The 23,338-nt window shown below is 74.1% G+C and carries 21 protein-coding genes; 13 read left to right on the top strand and 8 right to left on the bottom strand.

Annotated features, from left to right (window positions below):
• Nucleotides 1-232 precede the first annotated feature (232 nt).
• The 4 genes from LV78_RS02770 (at nt 233) to pflA (ending at nt 6,371) form a co-directional block, all read left to right on the top strand.
• The gene (locus LV78_RS02770; protein WP_253843071.1) at nt 233-625 is read left to right on the top strand and encodes a hypothetical protein; all 393 of its coding nucleotides are present in this window, start codon (nt 233-235) and stop codon (nt 623-625) included.
• Nucleotides 626-787: 162 nt separating this feature from the next.
• Complete coding sequence (locus tag LV78_RS02775; RefSeq protein ID WP_253843072.1) at nt 788-2,902, top strand: hypothetical protein; 2,115 nt, start codon at nt 788-790, stop codon at nt 2,900-2,902.
• A gap of 321 nt (nt 2,903-3,223) precedes the next feature.
• Nucleotides 3,224-5,476 (top strand): formate C-acetyltransferase, encoded by a 2,253-nt coding sequence (pflB, locus tag LV78_RS02780; protein WP_253843074.1) that lies wholly within the window; start codon nt 3,224-3,226, stop codon nt 5,474-5,476.
• Nucleotides 5,477-5,555: 79 nt separating this feature from the next.
• Nucleotides 5,556-6,371 (top strand): pyruvate formate-lyase-activating protein, encoded by an 816-nt coding sequence (gene pflA, locus LV78_RS02785; protein ID WP_253843076.1) that lies wholly within the window; start codon nt 5,556-5,558, stop codon nt 6,369-6,371.
• Between the two features lie 225 nt (nt 6,372-6,596).
• Here pflA and LV78_RS02790 read toward each other — a convergent pair whose 3' ends face one another.
• Genes LV78_RS02790 through LV78_RS02800 form a run of 3 tightly spaced genes read right to left on the bottom strand, consistent with a single transcriptional unit; the run spans nt 6,597 to nt 8,861 of the window.
• Nucleotides 6,597-7,430, bottom strand: a complete 834-nt coding sequence (locus tag LV78_RS02790; protein WP_253843078.1) for a universal stress protein — start codon at nt 7,428-7,430, stop codon at nt 6,597-6,599.
• The gene (locus LV78_RS02795) at nt 7,427-8,269 is read right to left on the bottom strand and encodes a CBS domain-containing protein (RefSeq protein ID WP_253843080.1); all 843 of its coding nucleotides are present in this window, start codon (nt 8,267-8,269) and stop codon (nt 7,427-7,429) included. The genes LV78_RS02790 and LV78_RS02795 overlap by 4 nt, the downstream gene beginning before the upstream one ends.
• A complete protein-coding gene (locus LV78_RS02800) occupies nt 8,262-8,861 on the bottom strand; it encodes an Rv1733c family protein (RefSeq protein WP_253843081.1) in 600 nt (199 codons plus the stop codon). Before LV78_RS02800 ends, LV78_RS02795 begins: the two co-directional genes overlap by 8 nt.
• Before the next feature lie 165 nt (nt 8,862-9,026).
• Between LV78_RS02800 and LV78_RS02805 the strand changes: the two genes are divergently transcribed.
• The gene (locus LV78_RS02805) at nt 9,027-10,004 is read left to right on the top strand and encodes an Acg family FMN-binding oxidoreductase (RefSeq protein ID WP_253843083.1); all 978 of its coding nucleotides are present in this window, start codon (nt 9,027-9,029) and stop codon (nt 10,002-10,004) included.
• An 860-nt stretch (nt 10,005-10,864) separates the two neighbouring features.
• Here LV78_RS02805 and LV78_RS02810 read toward each other — a convergent pair.
• Entirely contained in the window at nt 10,865-11,425 is a 561-nt protein-coding gene (locus LV78_RS02810) for an Rv1733c family protein (RefSeq protein WP_253843084.1), read from the bottom strand.
• Between the two features lie 218 nt (nt 11,426-11,643).
• On the opposite strand from LV78_RS02810, the gene LV78_RS02815 reads away from it, so the two are divergent.
• The 6 genes from LV78_RS02815 to LV78_RS02840 all read left to right on the top strand — a co-directional run bounded on the left by LV78_RS02815 (nt 11,644) and on the right by LV78_RS02840 (nt 16,598).
• A complete protein-coding gene (locus tag LV78_RS02815; RefSeq protein WP_253843086.1) occupies nt 11,644-12,345 on the top strand; it encodes a hypothetical protein in 702 nt (233 codons plus the stop codon).
• A 641-nt stretch (nt 12,346-12,986) separates the two neighbouring features.
• On the top strand, nt 12,987-13,436 hold the full coding sequence (locus LV78_RS02820; RefSeq protein WP_253843088.1) for a hypothetical protein: 450 nt from the start codon (nt 12,987-12,989) through the stop codon (nt 13,434-13,436).
• 20 nt (nt 13,437-13,456) lie between these two features.
• Complete coding sequence (locus tag LV78_RS40530; protein ID WP_308208662.1) at nt 13,457-14,524, top strand: sensor histidine kinase; 1,068 nt, start codon at nt 13,457-13,459, stop codon at nt 14,522-14,524.
• The gene (locus LV78_RS02830; RefSeq protein WP_253843090.1) at nt 14,514-15,179 is read left to right on the top strand and encodes a response regulator transcription factor; all 666 of its coding nucleotides are present in this window, start codon (nt 14,514-14,516) and stop codon (nt 15,177-15,179) included. Before LV78_RS40530 ends, LV78_RS02830 begins: the two co-directional genes overlap by 11 nt.
• Nucleotides 15,180-15,213: 34 nt before the next feature.
• Nucleotides 15,214-15,912, top strand: coding sequence for an ABC transporter ATP-binding protein (locus LV78_RS02835; RefSeq protein WP_253843091.1), 699 nt, complete (start codon nt 15,214-15,216; stop codon nt 15,910-15,912).
• Nucleotides 15,909-16,598, top strand: a complete 690-nt coding sequence (locus LV78_RS02840) for an ABC transporter permease (RefSeq protein WP_253843092.1) — start codon at nt 15,909-15,911, stop codon at nt 16,596-16,598. The genes LV78_RS02835 and LV78_RS02840 overlap by 4 nt, the downstream gene beginning before the upstream one ends.
• A 50-nt stretch (nt 16,599-16,648) precedes the next feature.
• Here the strand turns inward: LV78_RS02840 and LV78_RS02845 are convergent, their stop codons facing one another.
• From LV78_RS02845 to LV78_RS02855, 3 genes are read right to left on the bottom strand one after another with little or no spacing between them, the layout of a single operon-like run.
• Nucleotides 16,649-17,479, bottom strand: coding sequence for a carbohydrate ABC transporter permease (locus tag LV78_RS02845; RefSeq protein ID WP_253843094.1), 831 nt, complete (start codon nt 17,477-17,479; stop codon nt 16,649-16,651).
• Complete coding sequence (locus LV78_RS02850; RefSeq protein ID WP_253843095.1) at nt 17,479-18,363, bottom strand: carbohydrate ABC transporter permease; 885 nt, start codon at nt 18,361-18,363, stop codon at nt 17,479-17,481. The genes LV78_RS02845 and LV78_RS02850 overlap by 1 nt, the downstream gene beginning before the upstream one ends.
• Entirely contained in the window at nt 18,363-19,637 is a 1,275-nt protein-coding gene (locus tag LV78_RS02855) for an extracellular solute-binding protein (protein WP_253843097.1), read from the bottom strand. The genes LV78_RS02850 and LV78_RS02855 overlap by 1 nt, the downstream gene beginning before the upstream one ends.
• A gap of 128 nt (nt 19,638-19,765) precedes the next feature.
• On the opposite strand from LV78_RS02855, the gene LV78_RS02860 reads away from it, so the two are divergent.
• A complete protein-coding gene (locus LV78_RS02860) occupies nt 19,766-20,824 on the top strand; it encodes a LacI family DNA-binding transcriptional regulator (protein ID WP_253843098.1) in 1,059 nt (352 codons plus the stop codon).
• Here LV78_RS02860 and LV78_RS02865 read toward each other — a convergent pair.
• The gene (locus tag LV78_RS02865) at nt 20,814-21,401 is read right to left on the bottom strand and encodes a hypothetical protein (protein WP_253843099.1); all 588 of its coding nucleotides are present in this window, start codon (nt 21,399-21,401) and stop codon (nt 20,814-20,816) included. The two genes, LV78_RS02860 and LV78_RS02865, sit on opposite strands and share 11 nt — an antisense overlap.
• A 266-nt stretch (nt 21,402-21,667) precedes the next feature.
• Between LV78_RS02865 and LV78_RS02870 the strand changes: the two genes are divergently transcribed.
• On the top strand, nt 21,668-23,314 hold the full coding sequence (locus LV78_RS02870) for a hypothetical protein (RefSeq protein WP_253843101.1): 1,647 nt from the start codon (nt 21,668-21,670) through the stop codon (nt 23,312-23,314).
• Nucleotides 23,315-23,338 lie beyond the last annotated feature (24 nt).

Consider the following 23,338-nt stretch of genomic DNA (forward strand, 5'->3'; position numbering starts at 1 on the left):
ATCAGACGGCCCCCTTTAAAGGCGTGACCATACGGATACGGACAGCAATATCCGGGGGTTTGACCACCGCCGCTGGGCCCGATCGGCAACTCCACCTGTTCGAGTGGGCGGGCGCGGGGTATGGGGCGCTCGCCCGATGAGGCGGTTTGGCGCGGAGGGCCCGGAGGGGCGTCCGAGGATCGGGGCGCGGGTCCGGAGCGGGCCCGCCACGAGTGCCACCAGGAGGATTCGGATGTTCGCTCGCAACGCCGCCACCGCCGCTGCCGCCACCGCCGCCGTCGCGGGGCTGTGCCTGGTCACCGCCCTGCCCGCCGCGGCGGCGCCCCGGTTCGGCTCGGCGACCCTGTGCAACACCTCGCCCACCGAGGTGCAGGTGTTCTCGGCCGACCTGGACGAGGGGGTGCGGTACGTGATGCCCTACGAGTGCGACGACACGCTGTACTTCCCGTTCTCGGAGGGCGACTCGACCGTGACGCAGTGGCGGAACCTGTCGACCGGGAACGGGTGCGTGCGGGTGACCGTGCGGAACCGGGACTCGCTGGTGATCACGGCCGCGCCCGGCGGGGTCCGGCTGCACCGGCAGGACTCGCCGACGAACCTGACGCTGCTGTGCTCGACGTTCTGACGTGCGCGGCGCCCTGACCTGATCGGCGTTCTGACGTTACCGGGGCGCGTGGGCCGTGCGGGTCGCGGTCCGCGCGTCACCCGCGCGGGTGGCCGTAGTGGCACTCCGGTCGCGGCGGGTGGTCGGGGCCTCGCACGACGGGGGGTGGCTACGCTCGCTCCCGTGGGGGAACGGGGGTTCGACGCGCAGGTGCTGGGCAGGCTCACCGGCTCGTTGTCGGCGGAGCGGGTGCACCTGCTGCAGCGGGTCATGGGCGGGGTCGACCCCGGCGCGGTGCTGAGCAAGCACGCCTCCGGGCTCGCGGGGCTGGTCACCGAGCTGCCCAGGGTGCGGGCGGCGCTGCACTACCACCACCGGCAGGGGCAGCCCGCCGTGCGGCTGGTGAACCGGATGTGCGCGAACGCGCTGCGACAGGTGCGGGCGGTGCGCGCGGTGTGGGAGCCGGACCCGGTGCTGGAGCGGGTCGCGCGGGTGCTGGAGGAGGCGCACGCGGCGGTCGTCGCCGACCAGTCGGGGTTCCGGGCGCGGGCCGGTGGGTTCGCGGTGGAGCTGGAGCGGGCCGCCGACGAGGTGCCGGAGGTGCTGCGGGCGCGGTTCCGGCAGGCCTGGGACGGGCAGCTGGGGCCGACCGCGCACGACGCGCTCGCGGACGAGGTGGCCTGCCTGCTGGCCGCCGCCGACCGGGACCTGACCGCGCTGGAGCAGGACCTGCTGACCGCCGACGTGCCGCGCGACGGCGACGCGGCCTGGGAGCTGCTGCTGCCACCGGCGGCGGAGTACCGGGTGCTCGGGGTGGTGCGGGGCACGAGCGAGCTGGTGGACCTGGAGCGGTTCAGGGCGGACGCGGCGCAGTGGCCGCTGCGCGAGGCCGCCGGGCTCAGCTGGGGGCGGGAGACGGCGCGGATGCGGCGGTTCGCCGAGACGTTCGCCGGTGGCGGCGAGGCCTGCCTGGTCGGGGTGGTGGTGACCGCGCGGGACAAGCCGTCGGCGGGGCGGTTGGCGCGGCGCACGCTGGTGGAGCTGCTGGACCAGTACCTGGCGGGCGACCGGTTCGCCGAGCCCGCGCTGGAGCCCAGGGTGCTGGTGGCCAGGGCCGGGGGCGGCACGGAGGAGATCGGGCCGAGCGGGCGCGGCACCCGGCGGGCGAGGCCGCTGACCGCGCCGGGGCTGCCCGACGAGGTGCGGCGGGCGCTGCGGATGGCGCACCTGGCCGCCAGGACGGACTCGCCGAGCGCGACGGCGGCGCTGGCCTGGTCGGCGGTGGAGGCGTGCGGGCTGGGCAACCGGGACGAGCTGGCCGCCGCGCTGGCGCTGCAGAGCCTGCGGCAGGCCGTGGTGCACACCCACCGGTGCGTGCGGCTGTCGGTGACCACGCGGCTCGGGTACGCGCGGAACCGGGCGGCGCTGGCCGAGTCGGCGGTGGCGCAGGCGCGGGCCGCGCTGCCGGGGCGCAGCGGGCGGCACCTGGAGGTGCTGGAGCGCAGGCTGTACGAGGCCGAGGTGGTGCGGGACGCGGCGGTGGGCGAGCGGGACCGGCTGACCGGGGTGCTGGAGGGCGGGCTGGCGCGGGTGGCCGAGCACGCGCCCTACCGGTACCGGTACCACCTGGACGACCTGAACCGGTGGGTCGGGGCGCTGGTGGACCCGGAGTCCCCGCTGGAGGAGCTGCTGGGGCACCTGCACCCGCTGGCGGTGCGGCAGGCCCACGACTGGCGGGGGCGGTTGACCTCGCCGCAGCGGTGCGCGAAGTGGCTGCTGCGGCAGCAGCACCGGATGACGACCGTGCTGGACGCGCTGTACGCGACGCGAAACCTGACGCTGCACGCCGGGGTGTTCCACGGGGCGGCGGACACGGTGCACGGGGCGGGGGCGGTGCTGGTGACCGACCTGGTGCTGGAGCTGCTGGGGAACTGGTACAACACGGCGCCTCGGGTGGGCGGGGCGGACGGCGGGGAGGCCGGGGCGGGCGGAGTGGCCGCCGCAGCAGCCACGGGCGCGGGCGGTGCAGGTGGTGCGGGCGGCGCAGGCGCGGGCGGTGCAGGTGACGCGGGCGGTGCAGGGGCGGCCGGTGCGGGGGCGGCCGGTGCGGCGGGTGGGAAGCCGTCCGGCGAGGCGGTCGAGGCGGTGGACCTCGGCGCGGTCGTGCCCGCCGGGGTGATCGCGGCGCTGGCCCGGCGGCAGGGCCGGGTGCTGGCCGGGCTGTCGGCGGGGCAGGACCCGAGCGGGCTGGACTTCGAGCGGCTCACCGGGCCCGACGTCGCCCCGTGGGAGGGCTGAGCCGCACTCCCCCGCGAGCGCTCCCCTCGGGCGCCCCGCCGCCTCCGCTGAGCGGAAGCCGCAGGTCACCGGCGCGCCACCGCTGAGCGGAAGTCCGCACACGTCCCGGAACCCCTGGGCAGAAGGTCCCGAGAAGGCCGGTCGAGCCCTCCCGCGACCACCCTCAGAGAGCACCCCTCACCCCCCGTGACCAGCGGCTGAGCCCCTCAGCCGAGTAAATACGGACCACTGGTCCCGCCCCGCGCGGGCCCTCCGACCCTGTGTCCGGCGGCCCGCTCGCGGAACGATTCAGGTGGGCACGGAGCTAAGGGGTGCATGATCATGACGGCGGTCTCCGCAGGACTCGGACTCGACGCCTGGAGCGGCTTCAAGGGCGGCGCTTGGCGCGACTCGATCGACGTCCGCGGGTTCATCCAGGACAACTACGCGCCGCACCTGGGCGACTCGGCTTTCCTGAGCGGGCCGACCGAGCGCACCACCGGGCTGTGGCGGGACCTGTCCGGCCTGTTCGCCGAGGAGCGCAGGCGCGGCGTCCTGGACGTGGACCAGCACACCCCGTCCACGATCACCTCGCACCGGCCCGGCTACCTGGACAAGTCCCAGGAGCTGATCGTCGGGTTGCAGACGGACGCGCCGCTCAAGCGGGCGATCATGCCCAACGGCGGTCTGCGGATGGTGGAGAACAGCCTGGCCGCGTACGGCTACGAGCTGCCCGCCTCGGTGCGCGAGGTGTTCACCAAGTACCGCAAGACCCACAACGACGGCGTGTTCGACGCCTACACGCCCGCGGTCATGCGGGCGCGGCGCGCGGGCGTGATCACGGGTCTGCCGGACGCCTACGGGCGCGGCCGGATCATCGGCGACTACCGGCGGGTCGCGCTGTACGGCGTCGACCGGCTGGTCCAGGTCAAGAAGGACGAGCGGGCCGCGCTCAACGAGGTGCCGTCCAGCGAGGACGTGATCCGCGAGCGCGAGGAGATCGCCGAGCAGATCCGGGCGCTGGGCGAGCTGAAGGAGATGGCCGCCTCGTACGGCGGCGACGTCTCCCGGCCCGCCGCCACCGCGCGCGAGGCCGTGCAGTGGGTGTACTTCGGCTACCTGGCGGCGGTGAAGGAGCAGAACGGCGCGGCCATGTCGCTGGGCCGGGTCTCCACCTTCCTCGACGTCTACTTCGAGCGGGACCTCGCGGCGGGCACGCTGACCGAGGAGGGCGCGCAGGAGCTCGTCGACGACCTGGTGATCAAGCTGCGGATCGTGCGGTTCCTCCGCACCCCCGCCTACGACCAGCTGTTCTCGGGCGACCCGACGTGGGTGACCGAGTCGATCGGCGGCATGGGCGAGGACGGGCGCCCGCTGGTGACCAAGTCCAGCTTCCGGTTCCTCCAGACCCTGTACAACCTCGGCCCGGCCCCCGAGCCGAACCTGACGGTGCTGTGGTCGCCCGCGCTGCCCGAGGGCTTCAAGCGGTACTGCGCGCGGGTGTCGGTGGACACCAGCTCCATCCAGTACGAGAACGACGAGCTGATCCGGCCGCAGTTCGGCGACGACGCGGCGATCGCCTGCTGCGTGTCCCCGATGCGGGTGGGCAAGCAGATGCAGCTGTTCGGCGCGCGGGCCAACCTCGCGAAGGCGCTGCTGTACGCGATCAACGGCGGCCGGGACGAGGTGACCGGCGAGCAGATCGGGCCGGAGTTCCCGGCGATCACCGGCGACGTGCTGGAGATCGGCGAGGTGCGGGCCGCGTTCGACAAGATGTCGGACTGGCTGGCGCGGACCTACGTGGACGCGCTGAACGTCATCCACTACATGCACGACAAGTACGCGTACGAGCGCATCGAGATGGCGCTGCACGACAGCCCGGTGCAGCGGATGCTCGGCTGCGGCATCGCGGGCCTGTCGGTCGCGGCGGACAGCCTGTCGGCGATCGAGCACGCGACGGTGAAGGTGGTCAGGGACGAGACCGGGCTGGCCGTCGACTACGAGATCGAGGGCGACTTCCCCCGGTACGGCAACAACGACGACCGCGCGGACTCGATCGCGGCCGGTCTGGTGCGGGACTTCATGGAGAAGGTCCGCCGCTACCCGGCGCACCGGGGCGCGCTGCACACCCAGTCGGTGCTGACCATCACCTCGAACGTGGTGTACGGCAGGCACACCGGCAACACGCCGGACGGCCGCCGGGCCGGTGAGCCGTTCGCGCCCGGCGCGAACCCCATGAACGGCAGGGACAAGCGCGGTCTGGTCGCGGCGGCGCTGTCGGTGTCGAAGCTGCCCTACGAGGACGCGCTCGACGGGATCTCGCTGACCGCGACGATCACGCCGAACGGGCTGGGGCGCGACGCCGAGGAGCGCACCGGGAACCTGGTGGGCGTGCTGGACGCCTACACGGACGCGGGCGGCTACCACCTCAACGCGAACGTGCTGCACCGGGAGACGCTGCTGGACGCCATGGAGCACCCGGAGAACTACCCGCAGCTGACCATCCGGGTCTCGGGGTACGCGGTGAACTTCGTGCGGTTGACCAGGGAGCAGCAGCAGGACGTGGTCAACCGGACCTTCCACGGCGGGCTGTGACCCGGTCATGACAACCACCCTGCCGATGCCGACAGCCACACCCACAGCCACACCTACGCCGATAGCGGGGGCGACTCCGATGACGAGCACACTGGTCGGCCCGACCACGACGGGTTCGGTGCACCCGATGATGACAGGCGCGATGCAGCCGAGGGGCGGGCAGCCCAAGCCGATCAGCGGCACGGTCCACTCCTGGGACCTGGCCACGGCGGTCGACGGGCCGGGGACCCGGTTCGTGGTGTTCACCAGCGGGTGCCCGCTGCGGTGCCTGTACTGCCAGAACCCCGAGACGTGGAAGATGCGCGACGGGACGGTGGTGACGGCCGAGGAGATCATGGCCGAGGCCGAGCCGTACCGGCGGTTCATCCAGGTCGCCGGTGGCGGGTTCACGGTCAGCGGTGGGGAACCGCTGCTCCAGCCGGTGTTCACCGGGGAGCTGTTCCGGCGGGCCAAGGAGTGGGGGATGCACACCGCCCTGGACACCTCCGGGTACCTGGGGATGCGGGCGTCGGACGAGCTGCTGGCGGACGTCGACCTGGTGCTGCTGGACGTGAAGTCGTGGTTCCCCGGCACCTACCGGCGGGTGACCGGCGGCGAGGTGGCGCCGACGCTGGACTTCGCGCGGCGGTTGGCGGATCTGGGCAAGGCGGTGTGGGTGCGGTTCGTGCTCGTGCCGGGGCACACGGACGCCGAGGACAACGTCGCCGGGGTCGCGGACTTCGCCGCGTCGCTGGGGAACGTGGAGCGGGTGGACGTGCTGCCGTTCCACAAGCTCGGTGCGAGCAAGTACGAGGAGTTGGGGATCAAGTTCCCCCTGGCCGGGACGCCGACGCCGACCCCGGCGCTGGTGGCCAGGGTGCGGGAGCAGTTCGCGGAGCGCGGGCTGGTGGTGTAGCCGGTGACCACCGGGGACCGGAGGGGTGCCTTTGGGGTGGCGTTGGAGAGCTGCTTGAGCTGACTGTGCCGGGAGAGCGGGGGCGTGCGAGCGCCCCCGCTCTTTCGCGCGTCGTGGGTTGTGGGTCGCGGTTCGTGCGTCGTGGGTCGTGGAAGTGCTGGGGCGCAAAGGGAACGGGAGCGGTGGCCGTGGCCTCCGCTCCCGTTGTCGTTGCGCCGCTTCGGTTTACTTCAGGGTGGGCACGCTGGCCGCCTTGAGCGGAACGACCATCACCGGGCAGGTGGCGCGGTGCAGCAGGGCCTGGCTGGTGGAGGCGTGCAGCCAGCCCGCCAGGGTGCCCCTGCCCCGGCTGCCCACGACGACCAGGGAGGCGCCCCGCGCCTGCTCGCGCAGCGCGCACGCGGCGCGCTCCCTGCGCACCACCAGTTCCACCCGCACGTCCGGGTAGCGGCGCCGCCAGGGCTCCACCACGCGCGCCAGGCGGGCGCTGCGGTCCGCGTCGCCCTGCGGGTCGTCGTCACCGGCCAGCAGCGGCGGGCGGCAGGTGCTCACCACAACCAGGCGGTTGCCGCGCGCCTGCTCGAACGCCCGCGCGAGCGCGACCGTGTCGTCGACCGAGCGGACCCCGCAGACCACCGGGCCGGGCACGGGGTCGCGGTCCGGGACGACGACGACCGGGCACGCGGCCCGCGCGCCGACGGCGACGGCCGTGGAGCCCAGCAGCAGGGAGGTCAGGCCGCCCACGCCCCTGGAGCCCAGCACGACCAGGTCGGCCCGCTCGGACTCGGCCGTGAGCAGCGGGGCCGCGAGCGCGATCTGGGCCCGGTACTGGACCGCCACTCCCCCGGCCTGGCCCGCCGCCTCGTCCAGCCACACCAGGGCCTGCTCGTGCATCTCCTGCCTGGTCCGGTCGTCCAGACCCGGAATCCCCTGCGGCAGCGGCATCTCCGCGTGGGCCAGGCGCAGCGGGACGTCGCGCGCCCTCGCCTCCGACGCCGCCCAGCGGACCGCGCGCAACGCCGTCCTGCTGCCGTCAACCCCGACCACGACCGTGCTCACCGCGCCGCTCCTCCGCGCCACCGCACCGCTCCGCCCTGCCACCGCGCCGGGCCGCCGTCGGGCAGCTCGGCCTCACCGCACTCCGGGACCCCGGTCCGCGCGCCTGGGAACGGCGCGGGCGCGTCGTCCAGCCAGCGGAATTTGTCAGCCTTCACCACTTCCCCTTGTCCGACAAGGGTTTCGTCCGGTCTCCAGTCGGCCACCGCGTCCACGTCGCGGTGCGCGATGCCGTCGAGCACGCCGACGACGCCGGGCACCGAGTCGACCAGGCGCACGGCGGCCTCCGCGTCGGAGCGGTGCTCCAGCAGACCGGCCAGGACGACCACGCCCCCGTCCACCTCGACCACGACGTCCGCCAGGCCCCTGCGGGCCAGCTCCGCCTCCACGACGTCGCGCAGGGCGGCGTCCGCGCGCAGGAACGGCCGGAGCAGGTCGCCGCGCGAGAGGACGCCGACGAGCCTGCCCGAGTCGTCCACCACGAACACCCGGTGCACGTCCTCCTCGGCCAGCACGGCGGCGGCAAGGCGCGCCGGGTCGTGCGGGCGGACGGTGATCACCGGGGTGGTCATCACGTCGGCGGCGGTGGTGCCGTGCGCGCGCCTCCAGCGGCGGCGGGCCTCGGGACCGGCGAACGGGCTCAGCTCGGCGCGGCCCCGGTACTCCTCCTTGGCCAGCAGGTCGCCGCGCGAGACCACGCCCACCGGGCGGCCGTCGAGCAGCACCGGCGCCGCGCCGAAACCGCCGCCGACCAGCAGTGCCACCAGCTCCTTGAACGGGGTCGCCGGGCTGGCCGCGACCACGTCGGCGGTCATCAGCGAGGCGACGTCGACCTCACGCACGACTGGTCCAGACCGGTTCGACGCGGGCCCACTCGCGCTCCAGCTCGGTGGCGCGCAAGCGGTTGAGCACCGCGCGCAGCACCATGCAGGCCAGCACGATCGCACCCGCGAACCCGGCCCACAGGCCGAGCGCGACGGTCACCCCGGCCAGCACCGCGCCGTCCGACTGCGGCGGTGGCGGCACCAGGCCGCCGAGCCCGTCCACCCACACCTCCACCTCGGCGCCCGCCGGGCTGCCGTTGGGAGCGGCCACCAGGCCGGTGCGGGTCAGGCCGCCGGGGGTGGTCCACTCGGCGCGCGCCTCGACGTTCTCCAGGCCGGTGACGCCCGCGACGACCGGCGCGTCCTCGACGAGGGTGGCGGTCGCGGGGTGCTTCTCGGCGACGTCGGTGGCGATGAAGTCCGAGCGCATCGAGTGCACCTCGGAGCCGATCGCGGCGGCGACGGGCAGCGCCAGCAGCACGAGCAGCACGGCGATCGCGATCACCACGCGTTCGAGCAGGTCGCCGGGACGCGCCAGCGAGTTGCGGCTGGCGGCGCTCGCGCTGTCCGCGCCGCGCTCGCTGTCCTCCCGCTCCGAACCCTCGTCCATCAGACTCGGCCTCCCCACACGGCTTTCCAGTGCACCACCAGGCTCGTCCTTCGCGGGCGCGGGCCACAGGGCCGTTGGTGCCCGCCCCGGAAGGGACCTCCGCCCCTGTGTGGGGGGTGCGTCCGAATGCCAGCGTCGAAAGTGGGGATTTGGAGGTGAGGCGCGATGAACCGGGGCCAACCCGACGCGGCGACAGTGCGAGCCGCGGTGACCTTGGCCTGCCGCGCGCCGTCGGTGCACAACACGCAGCCGTGGCGGTGGCGGGTGGGCGCGCGCAGCGTGCAGCTGCACGCCGACGCCGGACGGCGGCTGCCCGGCGTCGACCCCGACGGCGCCGACCTGCTGCTCAGCTGCGGAGCGGCGCTGCACCACCTGCGGGTGGCGCTGGCGGCCGTGGGCTGGCGGGCGCTGGTGCGCAGGCTGCCCAGCCCGGACGACCCAGGGCACTTGGCGACGGTCGAGTTCGCGCGGCACGTGCCGACGGCCGCGGAGATCAGGATGGCGACGGCGCTGCGGCGGAGGCGGACGGACCGGCGGGACTACTCGAACTGGTCGGCGCCCGAGGCGGCGCTGGAGCGGTTGGAGCGGATCGCCGAGGCGGAGGGCGTGGTGGCGCGGGTGGCCGGGCCCGCGCACCTGGTGCCCGCGATCTCGGTGGCGGCGGCGGTGCAGTCGGCGGACCCGGTGTACCGCTGGGAGCTGCGCAACTGGACCGGCAGGCACGGCGGCAGCCCGGACGGCGTGCCCGCGGCGAGCGTGCCTGCGGCCGGGTCGGGGCGCGGGGTGGTGCGGATGCGGGAGTTCCCGGTGGGCGAGCTGGCGCAGCCGCCGGGCGCGGGAGCGGAGCGCGACGAGGCGGCGCTGCTGGTCCTGGGCACGATCCGCGACGACGCGCTGGGGCGGTTGCGGTCGGGCGAGGCGATGAGCGCGGTCCTGCTCGCGGCGACGGCGGCGGGAATGGCGACCTGCCCGCTGACCCAGCCGCTGGAGGTGGACGAGGCGAGGCACGAGGTGGGGCGAGCGGTGTTCGGGGGCGATGTGGTGCCGCAGGTGGTGCTGCGGTTGGGGTGGGTGCTGCCTGGGGCGGCGGAGCTGCCTTTGACGCCTCGGCGGGGGTTGGATGAGGTGGTGGACCCGTTGTGAGGGGGGCGCGGGTGAACGGTCCGTTGGGCGAGCAGGACGCGAGCGAACGGACCACTGGCCAGCCGTGACCCCGGCGAACGGACCGTTCACCCGCCATAACCCGACGTGCGGACCGTTCACATGCCGATCAGCAGGTAACGGGCCACGAGCGAACGGACCGTTCACCGGACGTCACCTGATGTGCGGACCGTTCACCTGCCATAAACCCGACGTGCGGACCGTTCACATGCCGATCAGCGGGCAATGGGCCACGAGCGAACGGACCGTTCACCAGGCAGCACCCGGCGAACGGACCATTCACTGGCCGATCAGCAGGGACGGGTCGTTAGTGAACGGACCGTTCGCTGCCGGGCCGAACATGAACGGACCGTTGGCGAGCGGCGAGCGGCGAGCGGCGAGCGGCGAGCAGCCAGCAGCCAGCAGCCAGCAGCCAGCAGCCAGCGGCCAGCGGCCAGCGGCCAGCGAATCGGCGATGGGACGCGCCCAGGGTGGGTGCAAATGGGTGAGGGCTCCGATGTCGGTGAGTGTGCAAGACGGGTGAGCGTGCCGGAGTGGGGCGGCGGCAAGGTGGGATCGGCGGCGAAGTGGGCGCGCTGAGATGGGCGGTGCGGTGCGGGCAGCGCGGTGCGGTGCGGGCAGCGCGGCGGAAGGGTTTGTTCGTCGGAGTGCGCGTGCAGGCTGGCGGCTGGGTTTGAGCATCGGGTTTCCAATCCGGGTTGCCCGGTTGGCAGCGGTCCGTTCGGGACGGACTCGTGGCACCCTGCCCGCTCGTTCGCCCCCGCCCCACCCGATCACACCGCCCTATCCCGTCCCACCTCGGTCACATCACCTCACCCGTCCCACCCGGTCACATCGCCCCCTCACCCACCCCGCCAAGACGGCTCCACCCGCGCCCACTCCCGCTCCCAAGCGCGCAAGTGCGCCCTGCGCACCACGACGTGCGCGGTCGCGCCGCAGCCGGTCGCCGTCGCCACCAGGGCCAGCCAGGTGCCCAGACCCGCGCCCGCCGCGCCCAGCAGCGCGTCTCCGCTGGTCAACGGCTCGGGCACCGGCTCACCCGACTGGTTCAACCACACCGGCACCGCGGCGCCCGCCGCCAGGTCGTTCCCGGCCTCCACCTCACCCCGCCTGGGCGTGCCGTCCGGGGCCCGCCAGGTCGCGGGGACCGGGGTGCGCTCGTGGCCCGCGCCGATGGTCGACGAGTCCGACGTGGGGGAGTCCGCCAGCAGCACCGCTCGCGCCGGGACGGTCGTGGCCGTCTGCTGGTCGGACAGGTCGGACAGCCGGTCGTGGGTTCGGGTGCCCACCGCCCCCGCGACCGGCATCCCGATCGCGGCGACCACCCAGACCAGGCCGAACAGCGCGCCGACCAGCCGGTCCCCCGCCCTGGCCAGCGGGTTGGGGCCGGGCAGGAGTCTCATCGGCACCTCCGGGTGCGTGGTGCGACCGCGCCGGGGACGGGGACGGGGAACGTCAGCCACCTGTCCAGGGTCCTGCTTCGCGGGCCGGTCCGCTGTCCTGCGAACGGGCGGTCCTCAGTGGCCGGGCGCGTCCGGCCCGGTCCAACGAGGACTTTCGGCGGTGTGCGGGCCCGCGTCCTCGCCGGATAGTGGTTGAACGGGAACGGAGGTGGCGCGCGATGACCGGAGCGCTGGGACTGGCGGGGCGCGACGTGGCGGACGTGCTGACCGCCGCGGCTGCGGCGGGCGGTCGTTCGTGCAGGTTCCGCCTGACAGCCGACCGGATCGAGCTGCACGCCGAGAGCGACCGGCTCGACGCTCGGCTCGCGGTCGGGTCGGCGCTGCTGGTGCTGCGGCTCGCGCTGCAGGACCGGGGGGTGCGGGCGCTGGTGACGCTGCGCCCGCCGGACGTGCCCGGCGCGCTGGCCGTGGTGCGGCTGGGCGGGACCAGGGACCCCGACGAGGAGACCAAGCGGCTGCTCGCGGCCTCGGGAGCGCCCGAGGCCGAGCCGCTGCCCGGCGTCCCGGTGCCGCTGGCGCGCAGGCAGGCGCTGCAGCGGGCGGCCCAGCGGGAGCGGGCCTGGTTGCAGGCGGTGGACAAGGAGGAGATGGCCTGGCTGGGCGTCGCGGACGCGCCGCTGGTCGCGGTGCTGTGCACGTTCACCGACGGACCCGAGGCCGAGGTCCAGGCCGGGCAGGCGCTGCACCGGGTGCAGCTGGCCGGGGCCTGCCTGGGGCTCACGGTGCGGCGCGACGACTGCGGACCGCAGAAGCTGCGGCGGGCGCTGGGCGGGGCGGTGGTGCCGCAGGTGGTGCTGCGGATCGGGTCCCGGCCGCTGACGGCGGTCGAGCTGCCACCGCAGCGGGTCGCCTCCAACTGACCTGAGGCGGGAGCGGGACCGGGAGCAGGGCCGGGGGCAGGACTGGGGGCGCGGGCCGACCACATCCGGCGACCGAACCACAGCCGCGCCAACGGGCCGCGCACAGCGGGCGAACGCGCGGCTACCGGGGCACGTCCAGCGGTGGAGCGCGTCCGGTGGCCGGATGCACGGCGGGTGGGGCACCCGGCGGGCGGACACCCTGCGGGCAGGGCACGTTCACCGGCGGAACACGCCCGGTGGCCGGACACCTGCGACCGGAGCACGCCCACCTGCAGAACACGCCGGTCGCCGGACACCCGCGACCGGAGCACGCCCAGCGGCGGACCGCGCCCGGTGGTCGCCCCCGGCGAACCGCATCCAGCACCGAGCCGTGCCCGGCTAGCCGCCCCCGCCGAGCCACGTCCGGTGGCCGGACACTCACCCGCCGGACCGCCCCCGACGCCCGGTCACGCTCGGCCGGACCGCCCCCCGACGCCCGGTCACGTCCGGCCGGACCGCCCCCTACACCCAGCCGCGTCCGGCTGGGCCGATCGGAGCACCCCCACGAGTCCGTTGCGCGCCAAGGGGTCCGCGTCGACCGGGCGCGGTTCCGGCCGCTCGATCCGGCCTGGTCGGCGGACGTCCCCGATTACACTGAAGCGGTGGCAGTAGCGGAGCCGCTTTCGGCTGACGAGCAGCAGGACGTGCTGGACGACATCACGACGATGGTGCTGCCCACGCTCCCACCGGGGTGGGCGCAGCTGGTGGTGCGGGCCTCGGTGGTCGGGCGGCACAGCGAGGCCAGCGCCGGGGTGCTGATGCCGGACCGGACCACGCTCCGCTGGGACTTCCCGCCCGACGTGTGGGAGCTGTTCCAGTTGCTGCGCAAGGGGATGCACGTCGAGGGGCTGGGGTCCTGGGTCGGGTTCTCCTACGTGCTCGACCCGCCGCACGAGTGGTCGATCAGCTACAACCGGGACGAGGCGCCGGTGTTCCAGGTCGCGCCCACCGGGTTGGACTACGCCACCGAGAACCGCTGGTTCCCCAGGGACCCGGAGACCGCGCCCGCGTGGTTCCGGGCCGGGTTGGCGCGCGGCCAGGCACAGGGCTGAGCGGGCGCGGGAACGGTCCCGTGCTGGCCGACGCGGGGGTGGCGGCGCTGTGCGTCGTCGTGTTCTGGTTGCCGCCCGGTGGGAACGCCGCGCTGCACGTGGTGCTCGTGGTGGCGCTGGTGCTCGGGGTGCTGCTGCGCGGACGGCTGCCGGTGGTGGGGTTCGCGCTCGTCTCGGTGGTCACCGCGATCGGCTGGGCGGTCGGGCTCGGGCACGACCCGTTCCTGGCCGCCGCCTGGGTGCTGCACCCGGTGGCGGTCCGGTACGGCGGGTCGACGCGGCGGGTCGGGGCGGTGCTGGGCGGGGTGCTCGCGGTGCTGCTGGTGACCGGGACCGAGGAGGAGCCGGGGGTGGTGGTGCGGCAGGTGATGGTGTCCCTGCTGGCGCTGGCCGCCGCCTGGCAGCTCGGCGCCTCGGTGCGGCGCGAGCGGGCCGAGGCCGCGCGGGCGGCTCGGGCCGAGGGCGAGCGGGCCGTGGTGGCGGAGCGGTTGCGGGTGGTGCGGGAGGTGCACGACGTGGTGTCGCACTCGCTGGGGGCCATCGCGCTGACCTCGGGGGTCGCCGCGCACCTCGGCGACCCGGAGGCACTGCGGCGCGGGCTGGACGAGGTGGAGCGGACCAGCAAGCGGGCCATGGGCGAGCTGCGGGCGGTGCTCGGCGCCGTGCGGGAGAGCGGGGTGCGGGAGAGCGGGCCGCAGCCGGGGATCGGGGACCTCGCCGCGCTCGTGCGGGACAGCCCGGTGGAGGCCGAGCTGCGCCTGGAAGGCGAGTGGGGCGGGGAGCTGCCCGCCGCCGTCGGGCTCGCGGTGTACCGGGTGGTGCAGGAGGGGCTCACGAACGCGGGCAAGCACGCGGTGGGCGCGCGGTGCTCGGTGCGGGTGGCGCGGCGGGGCGGAGGGGTCGAGGTGAGCGTGGTCGACAGCGGTGGGGGGTCGGCGGGCCGGGAGGGGCGCGGAAGTGGTGCGGCGCCGGGGTTCGGGCTGGTCGGGGTGCGGGAGCGGGTGGAGCTGCTCGGCGGCGGGGTGAGCGCGGGACCGTTGCGCGGCAAGGGGTTCGCGCTGCGGGCGGTGATCCCCGTTGAGCGGTGAGCGGATCAGGGTGCTGGTCGCCGAGGACCAGGAGGTGGCGCGGGACGCGCTGTGCGCGCTGGTCGGCGCGACGCCGGACCTGCTGCTGGTCGGGCGGGCTCGGGACGGGCGGGAGGCGGTGGACGCGGCGGTGCGGCTGCGGCCGGACGTGGTGCTCGTGGACATCCGGATGCCGGTGCTGGACGGGGTCGAGGCGACCCGGCTGATCAGGGCGCGGGTCCCGCAGGCGCGGGTCGTGGTGCTGACCACGTTCGACCTCGACGAGTACGTCGACCGGGCGCTGCGGGCCGGGGCCTGCGGGTTCGTGCTCAAGAGCGCGCCGGTGCAGGACGTGCTGCGGGCGCTGCGGGCCGCGCGTGCCGGGGACTCCGTGCTGTCGCCGGAGGTCGCGCGGCGGGTGGTCGCCGGGTACGCGGCCCGGCCCGGCGGTCCGACGCCGTTCGACGCGCTGGCCGAGCGGGAGCGGCAGGTCGTGGCGGGGGTGGTGCGCGGGCTGTCGAACGAGGAGGTCGCCGCCGAGCTGTTCCTGAGCCTGGCCACGGTGAAGACCTACCTGAGCCGGGTGTTCGACAAGCTCGGCGTGCGGGACCGGACGCAGCTGGTGGTGCTGGCCTACCGGACCGGGTTCGCCGGGCAGGAGTCAACTTTCGGCTGATGCCGGTCCGGCGCGCGGGCCGCAGGCTGGGCGCGTGATCGAGGTCGAGGAGCTGACGAAGCGGCGCGGCGGGCGCTTCGCCGTGCGGGAACTGGGTTTTCACGCCGCGCCGGGACGGGTCACCGCGTTCCTGGGGCCCAACGGGGCGGGCAAGTCCACGACGTTGCGGGTGCTGCTCGGGCTGGACCGGGCGGATTCGGGGCGGGCGCTGGTGAACGGGCTGCCGTACGCGCGGTTGCGGTGGCCGCTGCGGGTGGTCGGGTCGGTGCTGGAGGACGGGGCGCACCCGGCGCGCAGCGGGCGGGCGCACCTGGCGTGGGTGGCGCGCAGCAACAGGATTCCGCTCACCCGCGTCCAGGAAGTCCTCGGGATTGCTGGTCTTCCGGACGCGGGCGGGGTGAAGGTCGGGGCGTGCTCGCTGGGGATGCGGCGGCGGCTCGCGGTGGCGACCGCGCTGCTGGGCGACCCGGAGGTGCTGGTGCTGGACGAGCCGGTGAACGGGCTGGACCCCGAGGGCATCAGGTGGTTGCGGCGCCTGGTGCGGGACTTCGCCGACCGGGGCGGGACGGTGCTGCTGTCCAGCCACCTGGTGGCCGAGGCGGAAGCGGTGGCGGACGACGTCGTGGTGCTGGACAGGGGGAAGCTGGTCGCCGCCGGGACCGTCGCGCAGGTCGTGGGGGCGCGCGGGAGCCTGGAGGACGCGTTCTTCGCGCTGACCGGGGGTGCGGCGTGATCGCGGCGGCGCTGGCGGCGGAGGCGCGGAAGCTGGTGTCGCTGCGGGCTTTCCCGGTCGCGTTCGGGGTCGGCGTGCTGGTGCCGCTGGCGCTGCTGCTGATCAACCGGGCGGCGGGCGGCGAGGGGGTGCTGGCGTTCGCGGGGCTGCCCGGCGGGGCGGTGGGCGGCGTGGTGCTCGGGGTGGTGGTGATCAGCAGCGAGCACGGGAACGGGCAGCTCGCCACCACGCTCGCGGCGGTCCCCCGGCGGTGGGTGCTGCTGCTGGCCAAGGCTCTCACCGTCGTGGTGGCGGTCGCGGCGCTGGCCGGGACGGCGGTCGCCACCGTGCTGACCGTCGAGGGCAGCTGGGGCGCGGACGGCTCGCACGGGCGGGCCGCCGGGACGGTCGTGTACTGGGTGCTGACGGCGCTGATGGCGTTCGCGGTGGCGGTGGTGGCGCGCAGCGGGCTGGTGCCCGTGGTGGTGTTCACGATCAACGGCACGCTGGTGTCGGTGAGCTACCTGCTGCTGCGCGTCACCCCGCACGCGAAGTACCTGCCGGACCTCGCGGGGGTGCGGATGTTCGCGGGCGCGGACTTCCACGGCGAGGCGCTGCCGCCGGTCACCGGCGGGCTGGTCATGGCGGCCTGGGCCGCCGCCGCGCTGGCGGCGGCCGGGGCCGTGTTCGCGCGGCGGGACGCGTGAGCCGGGTGATCCCGTTGCGCGGCAACGGGATCACCCCTTCGGCAACGGGATCACCCCTTCACCGAACCGGCCAGACCGCCGACGATGCGGCGCTCGGCCAGCGCGAAGAAGCCCAGCGCGGGCAGCATCGACAGCGCGGTGAACGCGAGCACGCGCGCGGTGTCCTGCGAGTACTGGGCCTGGAAGGTCGCCACGCCCAGCGGCAGGGTGAAGCTGGTCTGGTCGTTGAACACCAGCAGGGGCAGCAGGTACGCGTTCCAGCTGGTGACGAACGCCAGCACCGCGACCGTCGCGAGCGCGGGCGTGGACAGCGGCAGCAGGACCCGCCAGAAGAAGCCGAGCCTGGTCGCGCCGTCGAGCGTGGCGGCGTCCTCGATCTCCTGCGGGATCGCCCGCATGAACGGGCGCAGGATCACGATGGTGACCGGCAGGGAGAACGCGGCCTGCGGCAGCGCCACGCCCCACGCGGACTCCAGCAGGCCGAGCTGGCGCAGCCACGGGTACAGCGGCAGCGCGGCCAGGCCGACGGGGAACAGCAGCCCGAGGGTGAACAGGGTGTAGACGGCCTCGCGGCCCGCGAAGCGGTAGCGGGACAGGGCGAAGCCCGCCGCCGAGCCGCAGGCGACCGCGAGGACCGTGGCGGCGAGGGCGATCGTGGCGCTGTTGCCCAGGAAGCGCCAGAATTCCCACGAGCCCAGGATCGACGCGTAGTTGTCCAGCACCCACGGCGCGGGCAGGCCCGCAGGGTCGTCGTTGATCTGGGCGTTGGTGCGGAAACCGCCCAGCACCACGAACAGCAGCGGCACGACGGTGATCCCGACGACCGCGATCGCGGCGGTGTACCCGGCGGCGAGGCCGGTCCTGGTGTGCGTGGCGGCCATCAGCCCAGCGCCCCCTCGGTGTCGCGGCGCAGCGCGAAGCGCTGGTACAGCAGGGCGAACGCGAAGCAGACCACGAACACCAGGACCGCGACGGCGCTGCCGTAGCCGATCTCGTAGCGCTTGAAGCCGTGGTCCACCAGGTAGGTCGCCATGGTGGTGGAGGCGTTCGCCGGACCGCCCAGGGTCATGATCCAGACCAGGTCGAACAGCTGGAGCGAGCCGATCACCGACAGGAACACCCAGATCCGGACGGTCGGGCCGAGCAGCGGCAGCAGCACGTGCCTGGTGGTCTGCCACGGACTCGCGCCGTCCAGCGCGGCGGCCTCGCGCAGCTCCTCGGGGATGCCCTGGAGCCCGGCCAGCAGCAGGATGATGCCGAAGCCGAGGTACTTCCAGGTGATCACGCCGAACAGGGTGTAGAACACCACCTCCGGGTCGGCGAGCCACTGCTGCACGAGGTCGCCGAGGCCGACCGCGCCGAGCACGCGGTCGGCGAACCCGCCGGGTTGCAGCACCATCAGCCACACCACGGCGGTGATCGCCTCGGACAGCACGTACGGGGCGAACACGATGGCGCGCAGGGCCGCCCGACCGCGCAGGCGGCGGTTCAGCAGCAGCGCGAGGCCGATGCTGAGCGGCAGCTGCACCGCGATCGACAGGACCGCGATGACCGCGTTGTGCCAGAAGGCGTCCTGGAACACCTTCCCGGTCAGCGCGTCGGCGTAGTTGCGCCAGCCGACGAAGTCGGTGAGCGGGCCGAAGCCGTTCCAGTCGTAGGCGCTGTAGAAGCCCGCGATCGCCATGGGGGCCAGGACGAACAGCCCGAACAGCAGGAGCGCGGGGGTCAGCAGCAGCGCCAGTTCCAGCCTGCGCGCCACCGGCATCACTTCGCCCCGTCCGCCGCCTCGTTGACCGCGTCGACGATGCCCTGCGGCGAGCCCTGGCCCGCGAACAGGTTCGCGACGGCCTCGTTCAGCGCGGCGCCCACGTCGGTCGGGAAGGCCCGGTCGAAGTACATCTGCACGTACGGGGCGTTGCGGCCGTGCTCGGCCACGGTCTTGAGGTTCTCGGTCTTGAGCGCGCTGACGGCGGCCTCGTTGACCGGAAGGCCGGTGCCCGCCGCGGCGAGCTTGTTCTGGATCTCCGGGCCGGTCAGGTACTCCAGGAACTTCGCGCAGGCGTTGGCCGCGCGGGTGGTGCAGGAGAAGCCGTCACCGCCGCCGAGCACCGCGGCCGGGTCGCCCTGGCCGCCGGGGACGGTGGGGAACGGGAACCAGCCGACCTTGCCGTCCAGGTCCTTGTCCTCGGTGAGGGAGGACATGGTGCCGGGGTTCCAGTCGCCCTGGAGCTCCATCGCGGCCTTGCCGTTGGCGACCAGGCCAGCCGAGCTGCCCGCGCCCTGCTGGGCCGGGGTGCCGTTGAAGCCCTCCTGGAACGGCTCGGTCTCCAGGAAGTCCACCAGGTCCTGGCCCGCCTTGACCCAGCACGGGTCGTCCAGCTTGAGGTTCTTCACCGAGGACTCGATGGTCTGCTGCGAGCACTCGCGGACCGCGAAGTAGTTCCAGTAGAAGGCGTCCGGCCAGCGGTCCTTGCCGCCGACCGCGATCGGGGCGAGCCCGGCGGCCTTGAGCTTGGCGACGGCGCCGTTCAGCTCGGCGATCGTGGTGGGCGGGGTGGTGATCCCGGCCTGGGCGAACAGGTCCTCGCGGTACCAGAAGCCCACGACGTGCTGGGCGAACGGGACGCCGAGCTGGCGGCCGTCGACCTGCCAGCCCTTGGCGAAGTCGCCGATGGTGGAGATCCACGGCTTGCTGGCGTCGGTGATGTCGGCGAGCTTGCCTGAGGTGACCTGCGAGGCCAGGTCGCCGCCGCCCCACTGCTGGTAGACGTCCGGCGGGGTGGGCGACTGGAGCGCCAGGGGGATCTTGGTGGAGAAGCCCTCGTTCTGGATGGGCTGGGCCTCGATCGTGATGTCCGGGTTCTTGCCCTGGTAGTCGGTGATCACGTCCTGCCAGACCGTCTTGATCGGGTCGGACGTGCCGTTGTGCCACCAGGTGAGCGTGATCGGACCGGTGGGGTCCTGCGGGGCAGCCGGGCCGCCGCAGGAAGCGAGCAAGGCGAGCGCCGCCGCTGCGGCCAGTGCTCGGGGTAAGCGCATGGGGGTCCACTCCTGACGTCGTCGGCCGAGTAGGACGTGCATGGGCTGAGCTGCCAGCGAGTCTGGCCCCAGGCAAAATCTCGTGTCAATCGTTATCGATAACGTTTTACTTCGGTAGTCTGCGGGACGTGCAGCCCGGTCCCCGCGCCACCATCCGAGACGTCGCCGCGCGGGCGGGCGTGTCCGTGGCCACCGTGTCCAAGGTGATCAACCAGCGGCACGGGGTCGCCGCCGCGACGTCCGCGCGGGTCAGGGCGGTGATCGAGGAGCTCGGCTACGAGGCCAGCCTGGTGGCGCAGAGCCTGCGCAACCACCGGACCAACGTGATCGGGGTGCTGGTCGCGGACCTGGAGCCGTTCAGCACCGAGCTGCTCAAGGGCGCGGCGGGCGCGATCCGGGGCAGCGGGTACGAGCTGGTGGTGTACTCGGCGGGCGGCGACCAGGCGGGGTGGGAGAAGCGGTACCTGTCCCGGCTGAGCGGGACGCTGGTCGACGGGGCCGTGGTGGTCACCCCGGCGGTGGTGCTGGAGGGGCTGCCGGGCACGCCCGTGGTGGCCGTCGACCCGCACACCGGGCCGTCCAGGGTGCCGACGATCGACTCGGACAACCTGCGCGGCGCGTGGGCCGCCACCTCGCACCTGCTGGCGCTGGGGCACCGGCGGATCGGGTTCCTGGCCGGGCGGCCGGACCTGCAGTCCGCGCAGCTGCGCGAGGCCGGGTGGCGGGGGGCGCTGGTCGAGGCCGGGGTGGCGGTGGACGAGTCGCTGGTGCGGGTCGGCGGGTACGACCCGGCGGTGTCGCTGGGGGTGGCGCGGGAGCTGCTGACGTCGGCGGACCGGCCGACGGCGGTGTTCGCGGCGAACGACCTGTCGGCGATCGCGACCGTGGAGGCGGCGCGCGGGCTGGGGTTGCGGGTGCCCGAGGACCTGTCGGTGGTGGGGTTCGACAACCTGCCGGACTCGGCGCTGTGCACGCCGCCGCTGACCACGGTGGACCAGCCGATCCAGGAGATGGGGCGGCGGGCGATCGAGTGGTTGATCGCGCTGATCCGGGGTGAGGGCGGGGGCGGGGAGCACCACCTGACGCTGGAGACGCGGTTGGTGGTGCGGGGGTCGACCGGGCCGGTGGTCGAGGGTGCTGGGGGCGGGGGCGCGGCGGCTGGCGGGGGCGCTGCGGTCAGCGGGTGAGCTGCCTCGGCAGGCAGTCGGCGGTGGGCAGGCCGAGGTCGGCGCACCAGGCCGTGACGGCGGCGGAGTCGGCGAACGGGCCGGGGTGGTAGCCGACCAGGTAGCCGGGGCGCAGTGCGGAGTAGTCGGAGCTGAGCAGCACGGGGATGTCGGACCCGGTGCGCAGCGAGAACTCCAGCAGGCGGGCTTCCAGCACGCTCGGCGGCTGGTCCACGGCCACCGAGAACAGTTGCGCCACCCAGCGGCCGTCCAGGTCGTCGGGGGCGGGGGTGTCGAGGGGCGGGATCGGCTCGACCGGCTGCTCGGGGGTGTTCGGCGGCGCGGTGGTGGTGGTGGTGGTGGTGGCGCTGACAGCGGTGGTGGGGGACGGCGTCGGCTCGGCCGTGCTCGGCTCGGACGCGCCGGTCGTGGTGGTCCCGGCTGTCGCCTCGGCGTTGGACGCCGCCACACCCGACGCGGCGCCTGCCCGGCCCGGCAGGACGTCGTCGTGGCCCAGGAGCGCGATCAGGCCCACCGCCAGGCACGGCAGCACCAGCAGTGCGGTGGTCGCCGCGCTCTTCGCGCGTCCTCCGGTCATCCTCGCCCGCCCCACCGCGCCACTCCCCCGACCTGTCGCCCCGGTTGCCCGTGCCAGTGGGTTCGCGGGAGGCGGGGGCGGTGTTAGCGGGCTCGGATCCGGTACCCGCCGAACGGGCTACCGGTGGCGCGGGCGAGGTCGGCTGATGCGGGAGGCGCGGCCCCGACCGGTCAGCGAGTCCGAGGCCGGTCGGGCGAGCGCGGAGGTCGGGACGCGCGATTGTCCCGGTGAGGAGGATGGGATGACCACGACGAGGAGGAGCCGCCATGCTCGACGAGCTCGCGGACGAGACTCGCAGGCCACCGGCACGCCGTCCCGCGCAGGCCGGGGGCGTGGCGGAGCCGGTGGTCGTTCCCGCTCCAGGTCCGGCGCGGCCGAGACCGCTGAGCCCCGCGCACTTCAGCGCGCTCCAGCGGGTCGTGGGCAACCGGCGGGCCGGGATGGCGCTGGCGGGCGCCCCGGTCCAGCGGCTCGCGGTCCAGCGGCTCGCGGTGACGACGGCGCCCGAGGACGATCGGACCTACGCCAGGTCCGACGACCACCGGGTGGTCACCGGCCTGGACAACCCGAACCACGAACTCCTCGTGGCGGACACCGGCGCGATCGGCGAGATCAACACGGCCATCCGGGACTCACCGCTGGCAGTCGTGCCCGGCGCGAAGCGCACGCTGTTCACCACCGGGATGACCGAGGTCCGCCTCGCCTACTCGTCAGCGCGACGGCCCGCCGAGGCGCGCGGGCACTGGCAGCCGCGGCCCTTCTCGCAGGGAGTGCCGGAGAACCTGCAAGCCCGGTACGAGAAGCACATCCTCCCCAACATCATCGCCTACCGGACGACCATCCGCGCCAACGCGCTGAACGAGATGTACGCCGAGAAGTTGACGTTGGCGTCCACCTGCGGGATCGCGACGCGCCTGGAGGAGCTGAGCGGGTCGCTCGGCAGGTTCCGCAACGTCGTGGCCGCGGAACTGGCGGGCAGGGGCGACTTCCCCGGCGAGGTCCACGAGCTGACCCGGTCCGCGCTGGACGTCCTCATCGAGGTCGAGTCGGCGCTGGCCGAGGAGAGCGTGACGAAGGCCAGGCTCCGCTACGCCGCCACCAGCATGTCCGAACTGCCGTTCTTCAGCGCGCGGAACGTCCCCCCGTCGCTGGTGCGGCTCGCCCTGCGCGTTCACCGGGAAGTGACCGCGTTGTCCGAGCTGGTCCCCGAGGCCCCGCTGTCGCTGCTGCCGTTCCAGGTCTACAACTTCAACCGGCAACTGCTCGGACAACTGCACACGCCGGACAACGTCGCGCTCTACCGCGCGTGCGACGTGCAGGCGTCGACCCTGCTGGGCAACTCGCTGACCGAGAAGAACGCGCACCGGCTCAAGACCTACAACACGGGCAACGGCAAGGACTTCCACTACGCCACCAAGATCCTCAGTTCCGGCGCGGACTGGGTCAGCCTGGAGCACTTCGCCGCCTCCCAGCGCGAGAGGAGGATCAGCGGGCTCGGCGACGGCGACATGTTCAAGAACCTCGACCACACCTGGCAGTTCCTGATGATGGGCACCAGCGGAAGCGGGGCGCGGCGGTCCACCGAGGACGAGGACAGGTACTTCGAGAGGTACACGAGGATCGTGTACTACCTGGACAACCTGGTGGAGCACGAACGGGGCGGCTTCAGCACCGCGCTGCGCGACCGGATCGCCGATCGCGGCGGGACAACCCACGTCCAGCTCTCCAGTTCGAGCCAGCTCGCCAACGTCATGGGGTGGCGCGCCTTCTACCGGAAGGTCGCGGACCGGGCCGAGGAGAACCGGCTGATCGACCTGATCGTCGCGATGGAGAAGGCGGTCGGCGCCGACGAGGTCAGCCCGCTGCAGGCGGCCCTCCGCTCCTGGGACGACCTGGTCAAGGAGATCGGCTGACCCCGCGCGGGCGCCTACCCGCGC

It is taken from the genome of Actinosynnema pretiosum (assembly GCF_024171695.1).
Lineage (GTDB): Bacteria > Actinomycetota > Actinomycetes > Mycobacteriales > Pseudonocardiaceae > Actinosynnema > Actinosynnema pretiosum.